At 69.4% G+C, this 17470-nt stretch carries 16 protein-coding genes; 2 read left to right on the top strand and 14 right to left on the bottom strand.

What is annotated here, in order from left to right; genetic code table 11:
* The first annotated feature begins 37 nt into the window (after positions 1–37).
* Together AC5Y5V_RS00275 and AC5Y5V_RS00270 are read left to right on the top strand one after the other, a co-directional pair.
* On the top strand, positions 38–1174 hold the full coding sequence (locus AC5Y5V_RS00275; protein WP_499930441.1) for a BTAD domain-containing putative transcriptional regulator: 1137 nt from the start codon (positions 38–40) through the stop codon (positions 1172–1174).
* 268 nt (positions 1175–1442) lie between these two features.
* On the top strand, positions 1443–1664 hold the full coding sequence (locus AC5Y5V_RS00270; RefSeq protein WP_499930439.1) for a hypothetical protein: 222 nt from the start codon (positions 1443–1445) through the stop codon (positions 1662–1664).
* Positions 1665–1739: 75 nt separating this feature from the next.
* Here AC5Y5V_RS00270 and AC5Y5V_RS00265 read toward each other — a convergent pair whose 3' ends face one another.
* The 14 genes from AC5Y5V_RS00265 to wzt form a co-directional block, all read right to left on the bottom strand.
* Positions 1740–5015, bottom strand: coding sequence for an arabinosyltransferase domain-containing protein (locus AC5Y5V_RS00265; RefSeq protein ID WP_499930437.1), 3276 nt, complete (start codon positions 5013–5015; stop codon positions 1740–1742).
* The gene (locus tag AC5Y5V_RS00260) at positions 5015–6955 is read right to left on the bottom strand and encodes a galactan 5-O-arabinofuranosyltransferase (protein WP_499930436.1); all 1941 of its coding nucleotides are present in this window, start codon (positions 6953–6955) and stop codon (positions 5015–5017) included. The genes AC5Y5V_RS00265 and AC5Y5V_RS00260 overlap by 1 nt, the downstream gene beginning before the upstream one ends.
* A gap of 2 nt (positions 6956–6957) precedes the next feature.
* On the bottom strand, positions 6958–7740 hold the full coding sequence (gene dprE2, locus AC5Y5V_RS00255; protein WP_499930435.1) for a decaprenylphospho-beta-D-erythro-pentofuranosid-2-ulose 2-reductase: 783 nt from the start codon (positions 7738–7740) through the stop codon (positions 6958–6960).
* Complete coding sequence (gene dprE1 / locus AC5Y5V_RS00250; RefSeq protein WP_499930433.1) at positions 7741–9123, bottom strand: decaprenylphosphoryl-beta-D-ribose oxidase; 1383 nt, start codon at positions 9121–9123, stop codon at positions 7741–7743.
* Positions 9124–9154: 31 nt separating this feature from the next.
* Positions 9155–9523, bottom strand: coding sequence for a GtrA family protein (locus tag AC5Y5V_RS00245; RefSeq protein WP_499931077.1), 369 nt, complete (start codon positions 9521–9523; stop codon positions 9155–9157).
* 76 nt (positions 9524–9599) lie between these two features.
* Positions 9600–10082, bottom strand: coding sequence for a GreA/GreB family elongation factor (locus AC5Y5V_RS00240; RefSeq protein WP_499930431.1), 483 nt, complete (start codon positions 10080–10082; stop codon positions 9600–9602).
* 89 nt (positions 10083–10171) lie between these two features.
* A complete protein-coding gene (locus tag AC5Y5V_RS00235; RefSeq protein ID WP_499930429.1) occupies positions 10172–11296 on the bottom strand; it encodes an SPFH domain-containing protein in 1125 nt (374 codons plus the stop codon).
* A gap of 40 nt (positions 11297–11336) precedes the next feature.
* A complete protein-coding gene (locus AC5Y5V_RS00230) occupies positions 11337–11540 on the bottom strand; it encodes an NfeD C-terminal domain-containing protein (RefSeq protein ID WP_499930427.1) in 204 nt (67 codons plus the stop codon).
* Between the two features lie 58 nt (positions 11541–11598).
* Positions 11599–12129, bottom strand: a complete 531-nt coding sequence (locus tag AC5Y5V_RS00225; RefSeq protein WP_499930425.1) for a 6-carboxytetrahydropterin synthase — start codon at positions 12127–12129, stop codon at positions 11599–11601.
* A 5-nt stretch (positions 12130–12134) separates the two neighbouring features.
* A complete protein-coding gene (locus tag AC5Y5V_RS00220; protein WP_499930423.1) occupies positions 12135–12608 on the bottom strand; it encodes a GTP cyclohydrolase I in 474 nt (157 codons plus the stop codon).
* Between the two features lie 159 nt (positions 12609–12767).
* Positions 12768–14531 carry a PE family protein gene (locus AC5Y5V_RS00215; RefSeq protein WP_499930421.1) on the bottom strand — a complete coding sequence of 588 codons (1764 nt, stop codon included), beginning with the start codon at positions 14529–14531 and terminating at the stop codon, positions 12768–12770.
* 358 nt (positions 14532–14889) lie between these two features.
* The gene (gene wzm, locus AC5Y5V_RS00210; RefSeq protein WP_499930419.1) at positions 14890–15720 is read right to left on the bottom strand and encodes a galactan export ABC transporter permease subunit Wzm/RfbD; all 831 of its coding nucleotides are present in this window, start codon (positions 15718–15720) and stop codon (positions 14890–14892) included.
* Entirely contained in the window at positions 15717–16634 is a 918-nt protein-coding gene (gene glfT1, locus AC5Y5V_RS00205) for a galactofuranosyltransferase GlfT1 (protein ID WP_499930417.1), read from the bottom strand. The genes wzm and glfT1 overlap by 4 nt, the downstream gene beginning before the upstream one ends.
* Complete coding sequence (gene wzt, locus AC5Y5V_RS00200) at positions 16627–17466, bottom strand: galactan export ABC transporter ATP-binding subunit Wzt/RfbE (protein ID WP_499930415.1); 840 nt, start codon at positions 17464–17466, stop codon at positions 16627–16629. The genes glfT1 and wzt overlap by 8 nt, the downstream gene beginning before the upstream one ends.
* Positions 17467–17470: the final 4 nt, after the last annotated feature.

The raw sequence follows: 17470 nt of genomic DNA, 5'->3' as shown, positions 1-17470 counted from the left end.
TCTGCGGCCCTCTGTCACCCTGGAGGCTTGCGGCGAGATGAAGAACTCGGGACTCGGGTTCGGTGTTCTGGGGCCGTTGATCATGACCGCGCACGGCGTCCGGTTGCCGTTGGGCGCCCCGAAGCAGCGGGCCGTGCTGGCCATGCTGGTGATCAACCGCAACCGCCCGGTGTCGGTCGACGCGCTGATTTACGGGGTGTGGGACGAGGACCCCGTGCCCGCTGCCCGGACCAGCATTCAGTCCCACGTGTCCAATCTGCGCCGCCTGCTGCGCGACGCCGGGGCCGACCCGTATGAGGTGCTGGCCAGCGCGCCGCCGGGGTATCAGCTCAGCATCGATGACACCGAGTGTGACGTCGGGCGCTTCACGGCGGAGAAGGCCGCCGGTGTCCAGGCGGCCGCCGCGGGACGGTACGAGGATGCCAGCACCCATTTGTCGTCCGCGCTGCGCGAATGGCGTGGACCCGTGCTGGACGACCTGCGTGACTACGCCTTCGTCCAGTCCTTCGGCGCCGCGTTGCTGGAGGAAAAGGTGGCGGCGCACACCGCGCGTGCCGACGCCGAGATCGCCTGCGGCCGCGCCGGCGCGGTGATCGGCGAGCTCGAAGCGCTGACCGCGGAACATCCCTACCGTGAACCGCTGTGGGCGCAGCTGATCACCGCCTATTACGTCACCGAGCGCCAGTCGGACGCGCTCAACGCCTACCGTCGGCTCAAGACGGCTCTGGCCGAGGGGCTCGGCATCGACCCCGGCCCGACGATCACCGCGCTGCATGAGCGCATCCTGCGTCAGCAGCCGTTGGCGCCCCCCAAGCGTCCCGTGACCACCACTCACAAGCTGCCCGCCTATCAGGACGACACCGCCCCGACGGCCGTCGTGGGCGAATCCGCGTGGCTGTGCGACAGGACCGGCCTGCGCTACCAGCTGACGGGCGCCAATACCCGGATCGGGCGCCGCGACGACAACGACATCGTCATCGCCAACGACGAGGACGTCAGCCGGTACCACGCGGTGATCGTCGACACCGGTGCGGGTTATGTGATCTACGACTCGCGCTCCACCAACGGTGTCGAGGTGCGCGGGCAACGCATTCGCGGCAGTGCCACCCTTTCTGACGGGGACCGCATCCGCATCGGCCGGCACGATTTCGTGGTCGAGATCCGCCCGAACTGAAGCGCCGCCGCCGATGGGCGCGTGGATTCGGCCGGTGGCCTGAGGGCGGGCCCAGCACACCCGTCACTCGCCCGCATTCAGCCGCGCATCGCCGCCCAGCAAACGCATGAATTTCGCAAGAGTTTCGCAAGAATTTCGCCAGAATCACGCAAGTGCTCCGCGTCAAGCTGTTGGTGTCGGCCAACAAGGCCGGCCCCCGGGGGAGTGTGTTGGTGCACTTGAGCAGTGGTGGCACCTTGGGGGACCTGTTGGAGGGTGAGGAACAACCATGAGTGACAAGCCAAAGAAAGTTTCCAAGCTGCGCGTGATGGCCGGTGCGTTGTTGGGTGGCGTCGGATTGTCGCTGATCGCGACGCTGATTCCGGCGACCGCGTCGGCGGACCCGTACGACCCGTACAGCGGACCGCTGCACCCGATCCGCCACTACGCGGGCGACATCCTGCACCCGGGTTGGGCGCTGACCCACCCCATCCGCGCCGCTATCCCCTGATCGGCCGGCCACGCTTTCTGCCCCGCCTCGGATTCGACGCCGGCGTCGAACGGAGGCGGGGCAGACTGCTGACTGCTAACCCTTGCGCAGCGGCGCGGGGTTCCACAGCCCGCTGCGCGTCACGGTCCCTAGCTGCAGGCGTGCCGGCGTGGCGTCGGGGTAATACGGCGTTAGTTGTTGCAACCCGCCCCAGTCGCGGAACCAGTCGTCCTTCAGGTAGGTGGCCACCGTCGTCGCCTTGACCAGCAGTTCGGTGATGCCCAGCGGCCCGCCGCCGTTGTTATCCATCACCGGCGAGTTGGCCTCGGCGCCGAAGCGGTCCGGCAGGATGCGCCACTTCGGGGTCTCGTCGACGCCGTTCTGATGACCGAACGGCCGCTGGCACGGGAACGCCAGGCCCACCAGCCAGTCCAGGAACACCGGGTCCTTCGAGCCCACCACGTCCTGCAGGGTGCGCAGATGGGGAATCCGCGGCGGCGTCAACGCGATCCAGTGCTGCGGCGCCAGGTCCGAGTCCTCGGCGACCAGCCGCACCTGGGTGGCGGAACTCGGAATCACCGACAGGGGCAAGCGGAAGTTGCGCCAGGCCGGGGCCGCGCCGACGTCGCCGAATTGGAACGACCCGCCGGGCTTACCGTTGGCGGCGCCGTCGTCGGTGGCCCACTGCAGCTGGATCTCACGCGGGTCGAAGCGGCCGGCCGCCGAGATCACCAGCAGCGGACCGGCCTTGGCGCGCTCGTCCCTGGTGGGCAGCCGGTACCAGGCCGACCGCAGCATGGCGGGCACCTGGATGCCGGCGCGCCAGCTGCCCAGCACGGGCGTCCGGGCCGGATTCAGATCGTAGGGCAGCTTGGCGCGGGAGCCGTTGATTCCCGGTGCGGGCGTCGTGCCACCCTCGGTGCCGGCCTCGCCGCTCTTGTTCTGCCCGTCGTCGTTGACGAAGCTGCGGTCGCCGGGCCGCTCCATCACCGGGTCGGCGGAGACGTCGGCGGGAATGCCGTTGGGCGTGAAGGCTTCCGACAGGCCGGCGCCCAACGCGTCGGCGACGGGAGCCGACACCGGCGGCAGCATGCCGGCGTTGGGATCCTGCTCCACCAGCACGTCCTCGGCCAGGCCGCAGGTCTTACCTGTCAGGGCTTGCAGGTTGGACCGCCCCACCGACCACGCGGGGTATTGGCTGGCCATCGCGACGGTCAGCGACACCACCTCGAAGATCACCAGCACCCACGTCGCAATCGCCAACGGGGACTGGACGATTCGGGCGGCCCGCGCGCCGAGCCGAGTCCGCGGCGGGGCGTTGTCGGTGGCGACGAAGTGGAACCACGCCGAGGCCAGCAACACCACCACGGTCAGCCCCAGCAGCACGGTGGCGAACGCGTAACGCCATGCGGGGAACGCGTTGGACCACGGCACGCCGAAGCTGGACACATACCACCAGCCGTTGACGCTGGCGAACGACAGCGCGACCAAAAACAGCACGGTCGCGGCGAACACGGTGCGGTTTCGTCGGTTATGCATCGACTCGGCGGTGACCGCGACCGCGGCCAGCGCCCCCAGCGAACCGGCCAGTCCGGCGAACACGCCGAAGTGATGCGTCCACTTGGTGGGCGTGAACATCATGGCCAGGAACGAGATGATCGTGATGCCGACGATGCGTCGGCTCGGCCCGGTGGCCGTGCCCGGAATCCGGCCCTTCCGCAACGACATCGCCACCGTGATCGCCAGCGCGAGGATCAGGGCCAGCACCGCGAACCGGCGGGCCACCGACCCGTCGGGACTGGCCATGAACAGCCGCTCGTAGCGGATGTGTTCGTCGAACCAGCTCAGGCTGGGCCCGACGGCGCGCTTGAGCATGCTGGCCTGGCTCTCGGCGGCCAGGGTCTGGTCGCGGAAGATCAGGATCGCGGTGACGGTGACCGCGGCCAGGATGGGCGAGACCAGCGGCAGCAGGCCGAAGCGTTTGGACCGGCGGTGCAGGATCGTGCGCAGCGGCCCGATCGCCACCAGCAGCGCGCCGATCGAGGCGATTCCCGTCGGCCCCGAGAACAGGGTCAGCGCGCCGATGATGCAGGCGACCGCCACCGGCAGCAGCCGACTGGTGGCCACCGCACGCTCGACCGAGCACCAGGTCAGCAGGATGCCGAGCGCGATGATCGGCTCGGGCCGCAGGCCGTTGTCCAGCGGGAGCCAGACCGCGAGGAACATGCCGGCCGCGGTCCACGCCGCCGCGCGGTTGCGTTTCACGGCCTGGCCCAGCCGGGGCATGACCTCGCGGCTGATCACCCACCAGCACGTCAGCGCCATCGCCAGCGTCGGCAGCCGCATCCAGATGCTGGCGGTGCTGACGTGCGCCCACAGCGCCAGCAGGTCGTAGTACCAGCCGAACGGCGCCTCGGGGGTGCCGAACCAGCGGTAGTAGTTGGCCATGTAACCGGCATGCTCGGACACCCGGGCCATGGTCAGGATGTAGCCGTCGTCGGAGGTGTTGGCGCCGACGAAGTGCCACCACGTCAGCACGCCGATCACCAGGGCGTCCAGCGCCCCGACCGACCACCAGCGGGCGGGCAGGAAACGCCGGTGCCGGGTGCCGTCGGCGGTGTCGAGGACGTGCAGCGCGACCAGGGACGCGGCGGTCAGCATGACGCCGAGGATCATCGCGGCCAGCTTCAACGGCGTGGGGCCGGTGCTGTAGCGGGTGTCGACGGTCGCGGAGAAGCTCAGCCCCGGCGGCGACGGCCCGGACAGGTCGGTGAACACGCCGACGATCTGGGGCCGGAAGTCGTAGCCGCTGCGTTCACCGCGCAGTGGCGAGCCGGGATGTTCGGCGTTGGGCCCCTGCGTCAGGCCGACGAACTCGGCGGTCACCCGGTCGGCGTGGGCGGTGAAGGTCAGCCGTTGGCAGGCCGGGCTGAGCACCTGGCTCATCGGGGCCGTGACCACCGCGACATTGCGCACCACCAGCACGAGCTCGTCGTTGGCGCGCTGGATGAGCATGCCGCGGTCGACGGCCTTAAGGGCCAGTTTGGGCACGGTCGACAGCAGCACGGTCTTGCCCGCGTTCTCCGGCCCGGCCAGCCCCCGGGCGGCCTCGCAGGGCACGCTGACGTTCAGTTCGGTGGCCACGTACCCGATCAGCGGCGCCTCGACGCTCTTGAAGCTGTTGTCCTGCGGCCAGTTCAGCTGCGCGGTCGTCTGGTTGACGGGCAGCACCGGCGTGAGGATCGCCAGCAGGGTCCCCAGCAGGCCGGCGACGACGGCAACGGATCGAGCGATCCGGTGGTTTGCTCCCGTGTCGCCCACGGAGGTAGATGGTAGTTCTTCGACCGCTTCATGTGAGGTTTCGGTAGCCATCAGCCGCTACCCGCCGGCTTGCGAATAGCCAGCACGAACGGTCCGACGCTCTCCACGGCGAAACGCGGGTCGGCGAACAGCGCGGCCGGCAGTTCGACGATGTAACGACGGACGTTGGGCTGGTTGGGGTACACGTCCTCGGCCAGCCGCAGGGTGTAGGTGTCGCCCGCCCCGCGGCGCATCAGGAACACCGTCGGCGGCGCCCAGGGCAGCGTGTCCAGCGCGTGGACGAACTCGTCGGCGGTCTTGAGCTTGGCCCAGTGCTTGATCTGCACGGCGCGTTGGTCGAACTGGGCCAGCGGGTTGGCGTAGTGCGACGTCAGCCCCTGAAATCCCCAGTACGGGTAGTACGACAGGAAGCTGTAGTCGGCGGTCAGCACGACGGTCTGGTCGGCCGGCCGGCCGGTGACGCGCCGGATGGTCGCGTCGATGGCCGGGTAGTACTTCTCCGAGCTCGGTGGCCGCCGGTCGCCGCGCTGGCCGTGGCCGTCGGTGTCGGTGTAGGCGATGGTGAGGTCCGGGCGCAGCACGTCGGGAATGTCCTGGCTGAAGGCGATCGCCCCGGCCAGCCCGAGGGCGCCGGCCACCGGGACCCACGTGCGGTTGCGGCGCGCCAGGGCCACGGTGGCCTCGACGAAGCCGAACACCCCGGCGGTGACGAGCAGCACCGACAGCGTCGGCTGCAGCCGGAAGGACAGCAGCGTGGTGCGGGCCAGCGTGGTCAGCATCGACAGCAGCGACCACAGGTAGATTGCCAGGACGCCGATCGCCAGCGCGCCCGCCCGTACCGACGAGCGGGCCCTGATCACCAGCCAGAGCGTGCCCAGCAGGCAGATGGCTCCCAGCAGCGAGAACTGCAGCATCGGGAAGGTCAGCTCGGCGCCGTCGGCCGGCAGGTAGTGGTAGGCGCCGCCGGTGTTGCTCACCGGGCCGCGGGCCGCGCCGAGCAGGAACGGCAGCCAGGTGGTCGACGCGATGGCCACGGCGATGACGGCGATGACGGCCAGTCGCCGCAGCGGGTCCAGGGCGGCTTTGGGGCCGTCGGATCGCCAGCGCGACGCGGCCAGGGCCAGCGCCATCAGGGTGACGGTGAACGCGCTGTAGCCCAGCAGCAGCGTGTACCAGGTGGCCGCGAAGCCCAGGAACAGCCCCGCGCCAACCACCGCGGCCCAGCCCCCGCGGGCCGCCTGGCTCTCGGCCTCCCCGCCGAGTGTCCGGCCAGCTTCACGCTCGGCGTCAAGGGAGGCGCGCGCGCCCGCGCGCAGACCCGACCACGTCAGGACGAACACTGGCGGCAACAGCACCGTGATCATCGCGGCGTAGGGTTCCGGCGAGCTGTAGGCCAGCGTCACCGCCGCGGTGGCGGTGGTGACGATCAGCGCGTACTCGAAGCGGATCATCCGCCACCACAGCACCAGCGCCACCGCGACGGCGACGGCGATCGACGTGATCGCCCAGGGCTTGAACACCTCCCACGCGGGCGTCCCGGTCAGCGCGGCGACCCGCCCGCCGATCCAGAACCAGCCCGGCGGGTAGAACGGCGGCAGTCCCCGGTAGGTCATGTCGCGCAGGGCGGGGCTGTCGGCGAGCCGGGTCAGGTATTCGGTGCGGAACTGCTGGTCGACCGAGATGCCGAACAGATACAGCTTCGTCGCGCCCAGTGGCATGCCGAGCGTCACCACCGTGAACGCCGACACGAACACCAGCCCGCTCAGCTGCGCCAGCCATCGGAACCGCCCGCGCCGCCACGCCCAGGCGGTGCCCAGCAGCCCGGCCAGACAGCCGACCTGCCCGACGGTGGTCAGCGCGTGCAGCTGGTTCGACGACGGAAACGCCGGCCACTGCACCTGGGAGATGGCGGTGAGCGCCACGGCCGCGACCACGACGGCCACCAGGGCCGCCGCCAACATCTGGCCCAGGGTGGCCAGCGCGTTGCGCATGATCAGATGGGCAGCTTGCGGAAGATGCTCCGCGGGATGTGCCGCAACACCATCATCACGTAACGGAATGCTCCTGGCGCCCAAACCAATTCCTTACCTTTTGCGGACGCGGTCACCGCGAGGTTGGCGACGTACTCCTTGTCGACGGTCAGCGGAGCTTCCTTGGCGCCGGTCGCCTCCCAGTGCGCGATGGTCGTGGCGGTGCGAACCTGGCCGGGCCGGATCACCAGAACGTGAACCCCGTACTCGCGCAGCGCTTCCGACAGTCCGAGGTAGAAGCCGTCCAGGCCGGCCTTGGTGGAGCCGTAGACGAAGTTGGACCGCCGCACCCGCTCGCCGGCCGCGCTGCTCATCGCGATGATCTGACCGAAGCCCTGGGCGCGCATCTTCTCGCCCAGCAGCACACCCACCGAAACCGCTGCGGTGTAGTTGATTTCGGCGATCTGGACCGCCTTGCGCTGGTTCTGCCACAGTTCCTCGGCGTCGCCGAGCAAGCCGAACGCCACGATGGCGACGTCTATATCGCCGCCGCTGAAGGCTTGGTCGATGACCGCGGGATGGGCGTCGGTCAAGGTGGCGTCGAAGTCGATCCACTCGACGGACTTGGCGCCCGCGGCGGTCATCGCGGCGACGGCGTCGGCCTTGCGGGGGTGGTCGGGCAGGTCCGCCAACACGATTCGCGCCGGCGCGTTCTGCAGGTACCGCTCGCAGATGGCCAGACCGATCTCGGAGGTGCCGCCCAACAGCAACACGGTTTGTGGGTTTCCCACGGCGTCAAGCACCATCTAGAGCAGCTCCAAACGTCGGGCCATGTCGGAGGCGAACACCCGCGCGGGGTCCACCTTGCGGCGCACCGCGATCCACTCGTCGATGCGCGGATACATGGCGTGGAAGGTTTCGGCGGTGGTACGGGAGTCCTTGGCGGTGTAGAGCCGACCGCCGAATTGCAGTACCCGACGGTCGAGTTCGCTGACGAACTCGTTCAGCCCGGCCTTGATCGGGAAGTCGACGCAGATGTTCCAGCCCGGGATCGGGAAGCTCAGCGGCGCCTGGTTGCCGGGACCGAACAGCTTGAACACGTTGAGGAACGAGTAGTGGCCGCTGGCCTGGATGTCGCGGATGATCCGCTTGAACTCGTCGACGGCCTCGGTGGGAATCACGAACTGGTACTGCAGGAATCCCGCCGGGCCGTAGGCGCGGTTCCATTCCCCGAACATGTCCAGCGGATGGTAGAACTGCGTCAGGTTCTGGACCTTGCCGCGGTAGGTGCCCGACTTGCGGTACCAGAGCTCGCCGATCGGCCCGAAGGTATATTTGTTGGCCAGCCCGTTGGGAAACACGTCGGGCAACGTAAGCAGTTGCGGCGCATCGAATTTCAAAGGATCCTTCTGCAGCTTCGGCGGCAGCTGGTCCAGCCGGGCCAGCGACCCGCGGGACACGGCCGCACGCCCCAGCTTCGGCGGCGCGCTGATCGCGTCGAACCAGGCGCTGGAGTACGTGTAGTCGGCTTCGCTGCCGTCGCTGTGCAGGGCGATGGTCTCGTCGAGGGTGGCGGTGACGTCACCGTCGGCGATGAAATACGCCGTCTCGGTGGGCGTCATCTCGATGGTCGCGCGCAGGATGATGCCGGTCAGCCCGTTGCCGCCGACGGTGGCCCAGAAAAGTTCGGACTCGGGGCCGTCGGGGGTGAGGCGGCGGATTTCGCCGTCGGCGGTCAACAGGTCCATGCTGCGGACGTGGTTGCCGAAGCTGCCCGCGCTGTGATGGTTCTTGCCGTGGATGTCGCAGCCGATCGCGCCGCCGACGGTGACCTGCCGGGTGCCCGGCAGCACCGGGACCCACAGCCCGAACGGCAGGGCGGCCTTCATCAGCTGGTCCAGGTTCACCCCGGCGTCGACGTCGGCGAGCCTGGTTTCGGCGCTGATCGAGTGGATCGAGTTCAGCGCCGTCATGTCGATCACCAGGCCGCCGCCGTTCTGGGCGTTGTCGCCGTAGGAGCGGCCCAGCCCGCGGGCGATCACGCCGCGTTTGCCGGAGTCGGCGACGCGGGCCACCGCCTTGGCGATCACCTCGGGGTCGGGGGAGCGGAGCACCTCTGCCACCGACGGCGCCGTGCGGCCCCACCCGGTCAGCCGGGTCGGAGTCACCGGAACGTCACTGTTCAACATCGTCAAAGAGGGTACAGCCTGCCGGCCGGGCTCAGCGGATTCGGAAGATCACGGCTCGCTGCACAATGAAGTTGATCACCGTCGCGGTGCCCTGGGCGATGACGAACGCGACGGGTATCGCCCAGCCCCGATAGTGCAGCAACGCCAGGCACAAATGGTTGAGTCCGACCTGCACCGCGAAGGTGATGCAGTAGAGCGCCATCACCGCGAGGAACCGGGCAGTGCTCGGCGACGCCTGGAAGGTCCAGCGGCGGTTGATCAGGTAGGCGGTGATGGTGCCGGCCAGCCAGCCGAGCGCCTTCGCGGGATCATACGGCAGGCCCCCCACTTTGAGGAGGATGACGTACAGACCGAAGTCGACGACCGCAGACATGGCGCCGGTTGCGACGAACCGCCACATCTGCGTGCTCAGACTCAGCTGCGACGGCGCGGTCTCGGGTAACGGGGCAGCCATTCCGGCGAGTCTAGTGCCCTGGTCAGGCGGGTAGCTTCAGGTCGATCAGCTCGACCTGGCTTTGCCCCTGCGGCGTCGAGTAGGTGACCGTGTCGCCCGGCTGATGCCCGGCGAGCGCCTGCCCCAACGGGCTGCTCGACGTCAGGGTCTCGCCTTCGCGGCCCACGGGCGTCTCCTCGACGATGGAGATCACGTGCATCGTGACCACTTCCCCGTCGGCGAACCGCACCGTCACCTCGGTGCCGCCGGGCAGCGCCTCCGCCGCGTCCGTGCGCTCGAATTCCCCTGGCCCCGCGCGCAGCCGCCGGTCGAGTTCGTTGATGCGGTCGGCGAGCAACACCAGCTCGTCGGCGCGTTGGATCGCCTCGGCCGCATCGCCGTGATCGCCGATCATGCCGCGATCGTTCTTGACCTCGATCTGCAGACGGTCGCGACGCTGACGCAGTCGGTCCAGTTCCGCGGCGAGGCTCTGGGCTCGCTCACTCACGTCACTCACATCCGCCAACCTTTCGCGCCAGATTGCCGTAATCCCATGGCCGTATCGCCTAGGGATACCCGTTTGCCGGACCAGTCTGACACCACCGGGCGCAGCCGTCACTGGGTGGACGTCGGCGCCACCGGGCCGTCAGAGTCCTCGTAGTCGTAGTCGATGACCCCGCCACGCAGCGCGTCGAAGATCGCCTTGCCCTGGGAGACAAGCCCGCTGGCGACCTGGCTGAGCCCTTCCGCGCCGTTGAGCACGGTCAGGTTTGCCCCCGCGAGCCCACCGGCGGCCTTCTCCACGATCAGGGGCAGCTGGTCGATGAGCATCCTGTCCAGCGCCACCCGATTGTGCGACGCCGCGGCCTCGGCCTGGATCTTCATCTTCTCGGCATCGGCGAGGGCCAGGATTCGGACCCGTTCGGCCTCGGCCTCCGCGGGCTTGACCACCTCGGCGACCAACTCCTGCTGGCGCAGTTCGGCGGCGCGCTGGGCCAATTCGGTGCGCATCGCCAGCACCTCGCGCTGGGCCTCGGCTTCGGCCAGCGGGCCGGCCTGGGCCGCCTCGGCCTGAGCCCTGTCGACCTCGGCCTTGTACTGGGCCTTGACCACGGCGGTCTGACGGGCGAATTCGGCTTGCTGGCGCTGCGACTCCTGCTCCGCCTCCGCGGCCTTCTGGTTGGCCTGCGCCTGAGCGATCTGCGCCTGCTGCTGGATGGCGGCGTTGTGCGGCGCCGCCATCGCGTTGATGTAGCCGAGTCCGCCGTCGTCGATGGACTGGATCTGCAGGGCGTCGACGCTCAGCCCGATCCGGGCCATCTCCTCCTTGGAGCCGTCGAGCACCTCGGTCGCCAGCTTCTGGCGTTCCCGAATGATCTGCTCGACGGTCATCGAGCCGATGATCGAGCGCAGGTGCCCGGCGAAGATCCGGCCGGTGAGCACCGACATCTGGTCTTGTTCGGACAGGAAGCGCTGTGCCGCGGCGATGATGCTTTCGGTGTCGTTGCCGACCTTGAAGGCGATCACCGAGCGGACGTTCAGGGTGATGCCCTGCTGGGTGACGCACTTCTCGGCCACCTCTGACTCGCACATGGCCAGCGTCAGAAACCGGGCCTTGCGGAAGAACGGGATGACGAAAGCGCCGTGGCCGGTCACCACGCGGAACGGGGCGTTGCCTTTGGCGCGGCCGCCGGAGATCAACATGGCCTCGTCCGGGGCAGGCACTTTGTAACCGAGCATGAGGGGCTCCTTGGTTGTGTGGAGGGGTTATAGGGGTTGGTCAGTGGGTCCAGGGTTCGACGACGACGGTCCGCGCGCCGCGTGCCTCGACGACGAGCACCTTGGTGCCCTTGGGTAGTGGGTCGTCGGACCAGGCGAGAAACGTCTCCTTGGAGCCCCGCACGGTCAGCAGCACCTCGCCGGCGCCTGCCTCACCCCGGGTCGCGACGACCAGCGGCCCGACGCAGCCGATCACCTCGCTCACGATCGCATAATCCTCCCTGAGGCCTTGCTCGGAAAGACTAATCGTCAGCGTCGCCGCCTCAGTTGCAGACCGCTACCGGGCGGGCTGTGAGGGTGACTCGGTCGCTGTCGCTTTCGCGCGCCTCGATGCGTGACACCCAGACCCGGCCGCGGGTGGCCCGCCCGACGATGCTGTCGACCGTGTCGAACACCCAGGCCGTGGAGCCCTGCACCCCGGAGTTGTCCATGATGCGCAGGTCGATCACGCCGCGGATGTTCAGCAGCTCGAACAGGTCGCGCTCCGGATCGTTCGCGTCGACCAGCGTGGTGTGGTCGAACTGCTTCTCCAGCGCCTTGCGGACCTTCTTGAAGGCTTTGCGCTTGAGCACCTCGCCGCCGGATTCGGTTTCCGCGCAGGCGAACTCGATTTCGAAGGTCCGGTCGTAGCCGTGCAGGAAGTAGCGGTTTCCGGGGTTCGTCGAGGAGCGGTGGCAGCACGGCAGGTTGCCGAACGTCTTGCGCACGTGGAACCGGGCGGTCCGCCCGGAGGGCGCGTCGTCACGGTGCATGGTCGCGATTCGCGCCCTGTCGGCCAGGGCAGGGGCACTCACCTGCGTCACCCGACTTCCTGGGCGGGCCCGGCCGGGCCGTGGTCGTGGCCGGCGAGCGCGAGGAATTCGCGTTGCGCGTCGGCGCTCTCCCGCAGGGAACCGTAGAACGCGGTCGTGAGCGTCTGCGCGCCGACCGACGAAACGCGGCTCGGCGGCATGCAGAGGTGAACTGCTTCCACCAGGACGCCTACCCCTCTAGGCGCCAACTGGTGGTGCAGCCACAGACCGATCCGCGTGGTCATCCGCTGTTGGATCTGGATGCCGCGTGAACACGCCTCGACGATGCGCGCCAGCTCGGACTCGTTGAGCTCGGAATCACCGGGCAGGTAGCCGACTTGCGCGACGCCGTAGAACGGCAACAGATGCTGCTCGCACAGCGAATGAAACGGAACGGGATCCGCCCACACGAGGTCGGTGTCACTGTCTGAGCGTGGTAGCGGCCCGCCGGCGAGCAGGGACAAATCGGCATGGCGCAGCATGGAGATCCTCCGTCAGTGACTCTCGAGATGCGTGTTATCTGGGCGTCTTATGTGTCGGACCAGCATCCCGGCGGGGCCTTGACGGATTCTCAAAGGATTCTTGGCGGATTCTAAAAGGATTCTTGGCGCCGACTTCCCGGCGCCGGCTGACGGGTTAGCTCAGCCGTTTAGGCCCCCGGTGCCGTTGCCGCCCGTGGAGCCAGCCGTACCGGGTCCGCCGACTGCGCCCACGGCGCCGGCGACGCCGCCGAACGCGCCCCCGGCCCCGCCGCTGCCGCCGCTGCCCGACGCGCCGGCGCCGCCGCCGACGCCGCCGACGCCCGCGTCGCCCCCGTCACCGCCCGTACCGCCTCCGCCGGCGGTGGCTCCGTGCGCGCCGCCGTTGCCTCCGTCGGCCCCATGGCCACCGCCGCCCCCGGTGCCGCCGAGGCCTCCGGCGCCGCCCGCGCCGCCGCTGCCGAACAACCCGCTGGCACCGCCCGAACCGCCGACGCCGCCGGCCCCGCCGCTACCGCCCGCGCCGCCGTCGCCGCCGTCGCCGCCGTCGCCGCCATTGCCGTTGACGCCGGGGCCAAAGCCGTTGGTGCGGGTGGCGGTGCCGCCCTGACCGCCGTCGCCGCCGCCGCCGCCGATGTCACCGGCGCCGCCCATGCCGCCGACACCGCCCGCTCCGCCGGCGCCGCCGTTACCCACCAGCAAGCCTCCGTGGCCGCCGGAGCCGCCGGCCCCGCCGGTGCCGCCCGCACTCCCCGCCGCACCGGAGGCGCCGGAACCTCCGGCACCGCCCGCGCCGCCGCGGGCACTCGTGGTGACGTCGGGACCAACGGTTGTCGCGTTTCCGCCGGTACCGCCGGCGCCACCCGCTCCGCCCGATGTGCCGCCCGCGGCTCCCGCGCCGCCCGCGCCGCCGACAGCCTGCACGACGGTGCCCGCGCCGTTATTGATGGCTGTCGCAGCGCCGCCAGTGCCGCCTGCGCCGCCGGTAGCGCCGGCGCCGGCCAGCCCCCCTTCGCCACCCGTACCGCCGACGGCGATCACAGGTGCCAGATTGCTGAGGTTGTTGTTGGCGACGCCGGTGACTGTGATGCCGCCACCTTTTCCGCCGTCGCCGCCGGCAACACCCACCCCGCCGGTTTCGCCGGTGCCGCCGGTTGTGCCGCTCATCGCGATCGCGGCCGACGACGTTCCGATGGTCGGAACGCCGGTGCTGCCGTTGCCGGCGGCCGTGCCGGTGGGGGTGGGGTTGTGCCCGTCGGCGCCGGTCAGGCCGAGGCCGCCCTGGCCGCCGCTGCCGCCGCTGCCAAACAGGATGGCGCTGCCGCCGTTGCCGCCCGCGCCCGCGCTGCCACCGTTGACACCCGCCGCCGCGGCGCCGCCCATGCCGCCGGAACCGCCGTTGCCGCCCAGCAGTCCGCCGTTGCCGCCGTTGCCGCCGGACGCGCCGGCCCCGCCATTGCCGCCGGACCCGCCGCTGCCCAGGAGTCCCGCGCTGCCACCGGTTCCGCCGGCCACGCCGTCGGTCGTCTGCGAATAACCCTTGCCGCCGTTACCGAACAAGATGCCGCCGGGCTTTCCGTTGGGGCTGGCCGCCGTCCCGTCGGCGCCGTTGCCGATCAGGGGGCGTCCCAACAGCGGCGCCGCGCTGGCGGCTTCGGTGGCGGTGTAGGCAGCGCCGGCCTTGTTCAGCGCCTGCACGAACTGGTCGTGAAACGCCGCGACACGCGCGCTGAGCGATTGGTATCCCTGGGCGTGCGCGCCGAAGAGCGCCGCGATCTGCTCGGACACCTCATCGGCCGCGGCTGCCAGCACGTTGGTGGTCGGCGCTGCGGCCGCGGCGTTGGCCGCGGTAAGCGTCGATCCAATGCCGGCGATGTCGCTGGCCGCCGCCGTAAGGAATTCCGGAACCGCTGTCACGAACGCCATCAGGAGCCTCCATCGCAGACCGCTCGGTGACCCTCCGGTTGTTCACCGACGTCGGTGTGAGCGGGATGCTACGCCGGTCGTCAAGCCGCCGCGCCGGGATTCGCGCGCCTGATCCGTCAGGTACAACCGGCTGGTTGCGCGCCGCCTACCCCCTTGGGGCACTGCGGCTTACGTGTTCGGCGTCCGCTGGCGGCGCAGCGGCGAGGGAGGACCCGGGCGGTTGGGCCCACCTGTCCCGTGTTCTAGGTCGGGAGGCAGGTGCCGGTTTGCCCGTATTCGCGCGACAGGGCTCTGAGAGGTGTCGCTGCGAGGCGGGCAAACAGCCGGGTGTGCACACGATGAGCGCGAAGCGACAGGGTTACACCCAGTACGGCACCCGCGCGCGGTACTGCCGCATCGCGACGGCCGCCAGCGCCCAGCCGACGACCGTCAGGACGACCACGACCGCCCAGTGCCGCAGCTCCTGGTGGGCGCCCAGCAGCGGCGCCCGCACGATATCGAGATAGTGCAGCAGCGGGTTGAGTTCGACGATGCTCGACCAGCGCCCGGCGCCCTGGGCACGCAGCGTCTCGTCGTTCCAGATGATCGGCGTCATGAAGAACAGCAACTGCACCACGGAGAACAGCAGCGGGCCGATGTCGCGGTAGCGGGTCGCCAGGATGCCGAAGCACAGCGAGACCCACACGCTGTTGAGGAAAATCAGCGCCAGCGCCGGAATCACCGACAGGTCCGCCCACGACCACGGCTTGGGGAAGATCATCGCGATCACCAGGTAGATGACGATGTTGTGGCCGAACAGGATCATGTGCCGCCACACGAGTCGATAGACATGGACGGACAGCGGCGTCGGCAGTTGCTTGATCAGTCCCTCGTTGGCGACGAACACCTCGGCGCCCTCCAGGATGGAGGCGTTGATCAGGTTCCAGATGATCAGCCCGAGCGTGACGTAGGGCAGGTGCACCGACAGTTCCAGGTGGAACAGCTTGGAGTACAGGCCGCCCATCGCCACGGCGGTGGTGCCGGTGGCGATGGTGATCCAGAACGGGCCCAGCACCGAGCGGCGGTAGCGCTGCTTGATGTCCTGCCAGCCCAGGTGCAGCCACAGCTCGCGGCGGCCGAAGCCCTCGGTGAGGTCGCCGCGGGCACGGGCAAATGTCTTGGACTCCGCGGCCGCGTCTATGAACGTCATACCGGCCCTCCCGGCTTGCCGAATATCTCGCGACGGCCCAAGCGGCGCAACCGAATCCACTCCAGCAGGCCCTTAGGGTCGCGGCGGGTCACCACGAAGAACCAGCCGAACCGCACCCACTCCTGCGGCAGCAGCTTGCGCAGGCCGGGCTGCGACAGCAGGTAGCCGCGATTGCGGTAGGTGAAGAAGCGCTTGGTGTCGTTGTCGGGGTACTGGGTGTGCATGCGGCCGCCCAGGATCGGCTTGAATTCGTCGGATCCGCAGGGATGCAGGTACACCGCGTCCAGGCAGGTACCGAACGCCAGCCCGGACCGCGCCAGCCGGCGGTGCATCTCCACCTCGTCGCCGCGGATGAACAGCCGCAGGTCCGGAACGCCAATCGATTCCAGCGTGGACGCCCGGAACAGAGCGCCGTTGAACAGCGACGCGATCCCGGGCAGCAGGTCCTGCCCCGCTTCGGTGCGCAATTCCGCCGCGCGCCTGCGCCATACCAGGCCGCGCCGCAACGGGAACGCCAGCCGCTGCGGGTCGTCCATGTTGCACACCATCGGCGACACCTCGGCCAGCCCGCGCTTCTCGGCGCAGGCCAGCAGGGTCGCCAGCACCCGGGTGTCCTGCGGGCGGCCGTCGTCGTCGGCCAGCCACACCCAGTCGGCGCCCTGGGCCAGCGCGTGCAGCATCCCCAGCGCGAAACCGCCCGCCCCGCCCAGGTTTCGGCGCGACCCCAAGTAGGTGGTGGGGATGGGCTGGCCTTCGACCAGTTCACGCACCCTGGTGTCGTCGGAAGCGTCGTCGTTGTCGACGACGATCAGGTGGTCGGGCAGGCGGGTCTGGGTGCTCAGCACATCCAGCGACTTGGCCAGCTCGTCGGGCCGCCGGTGGGTGACCACGACGGCGAAGACGGACTCAGTCATCCCCGGACGCCTGCTGTACCAGCGGCTCCACGTCCGGCTCGGACCGCGTCTCTTCCAGCACCTCGCGCACGTGGCGGGCGGCGTCCTCGCCCTCGTAGGCGCGCACCACGTCCTCGATGCCGCCGGTCAGCTTGATGACGCCGTGGTCGATCCACATCGCGGTCTTGCACAGCCGGGCCAGGAATTCGTTGGAATGGCTGGCGAACACCAGGATTCCGGAGCGCTCCACCAGGCGCTGCAGCCGCGACTGCGCCTTCTTCAGAAAGTCGGCGTCCACCGCGCCGATACCCTCGTCGAGCAGCAGGATCTCCGGGTCGATGCTGGTGACCACGCCCATCGCCAGCCGCACCCGCATCCCGGTGGAGTAGGTGCGCAGCGGCATCGACAGGTATTCACCGAGTTCGGTGAACTCCGCGATCTCGTCGACCTTGGCCAGCATCTGCTTTCGCGTCTGCCCCAGGAACAGGCCGCGGATGATGATGTTCTCGTAGCCGGAGATCTCCGGATCCATCCCGACGCCCAGGTCGAACACCGGCGCCACCCGCCCGACGACCTTCGCGGAGCCCCGGGTGGGTTCGTAGATGCCCGAAAGCAACCGCAGCAGAGTCGATTTCCCGGCGCCGTTGTGCCCGACCAAGCCCACCCGGTCGCCCAGATTCAGCGACATGGTGATGTCGCGCAGCGCCTCGATGACGACGACGTTCGAGTTGTTGCGGCCGATCGTGCCGCCCGCCTTGCCGAGCACGGCCTTCTTCAGGGAGCGCGACTTGGCGTCGAAGATGGGGAACTCGACCCACGCGCTGCGGGTTTCGATGTAGGGGCTGTCAGGCACGGGT

The sequence above is a fragment of the Mycobacterium sp. NGS68 genome, from assembly GCF_059812195.1.
The sequence above is the reverse complement of the archived record's forward strand: the minus strand, read 5'-3'. Positions and strand labels throughout refer to the sequence as shown.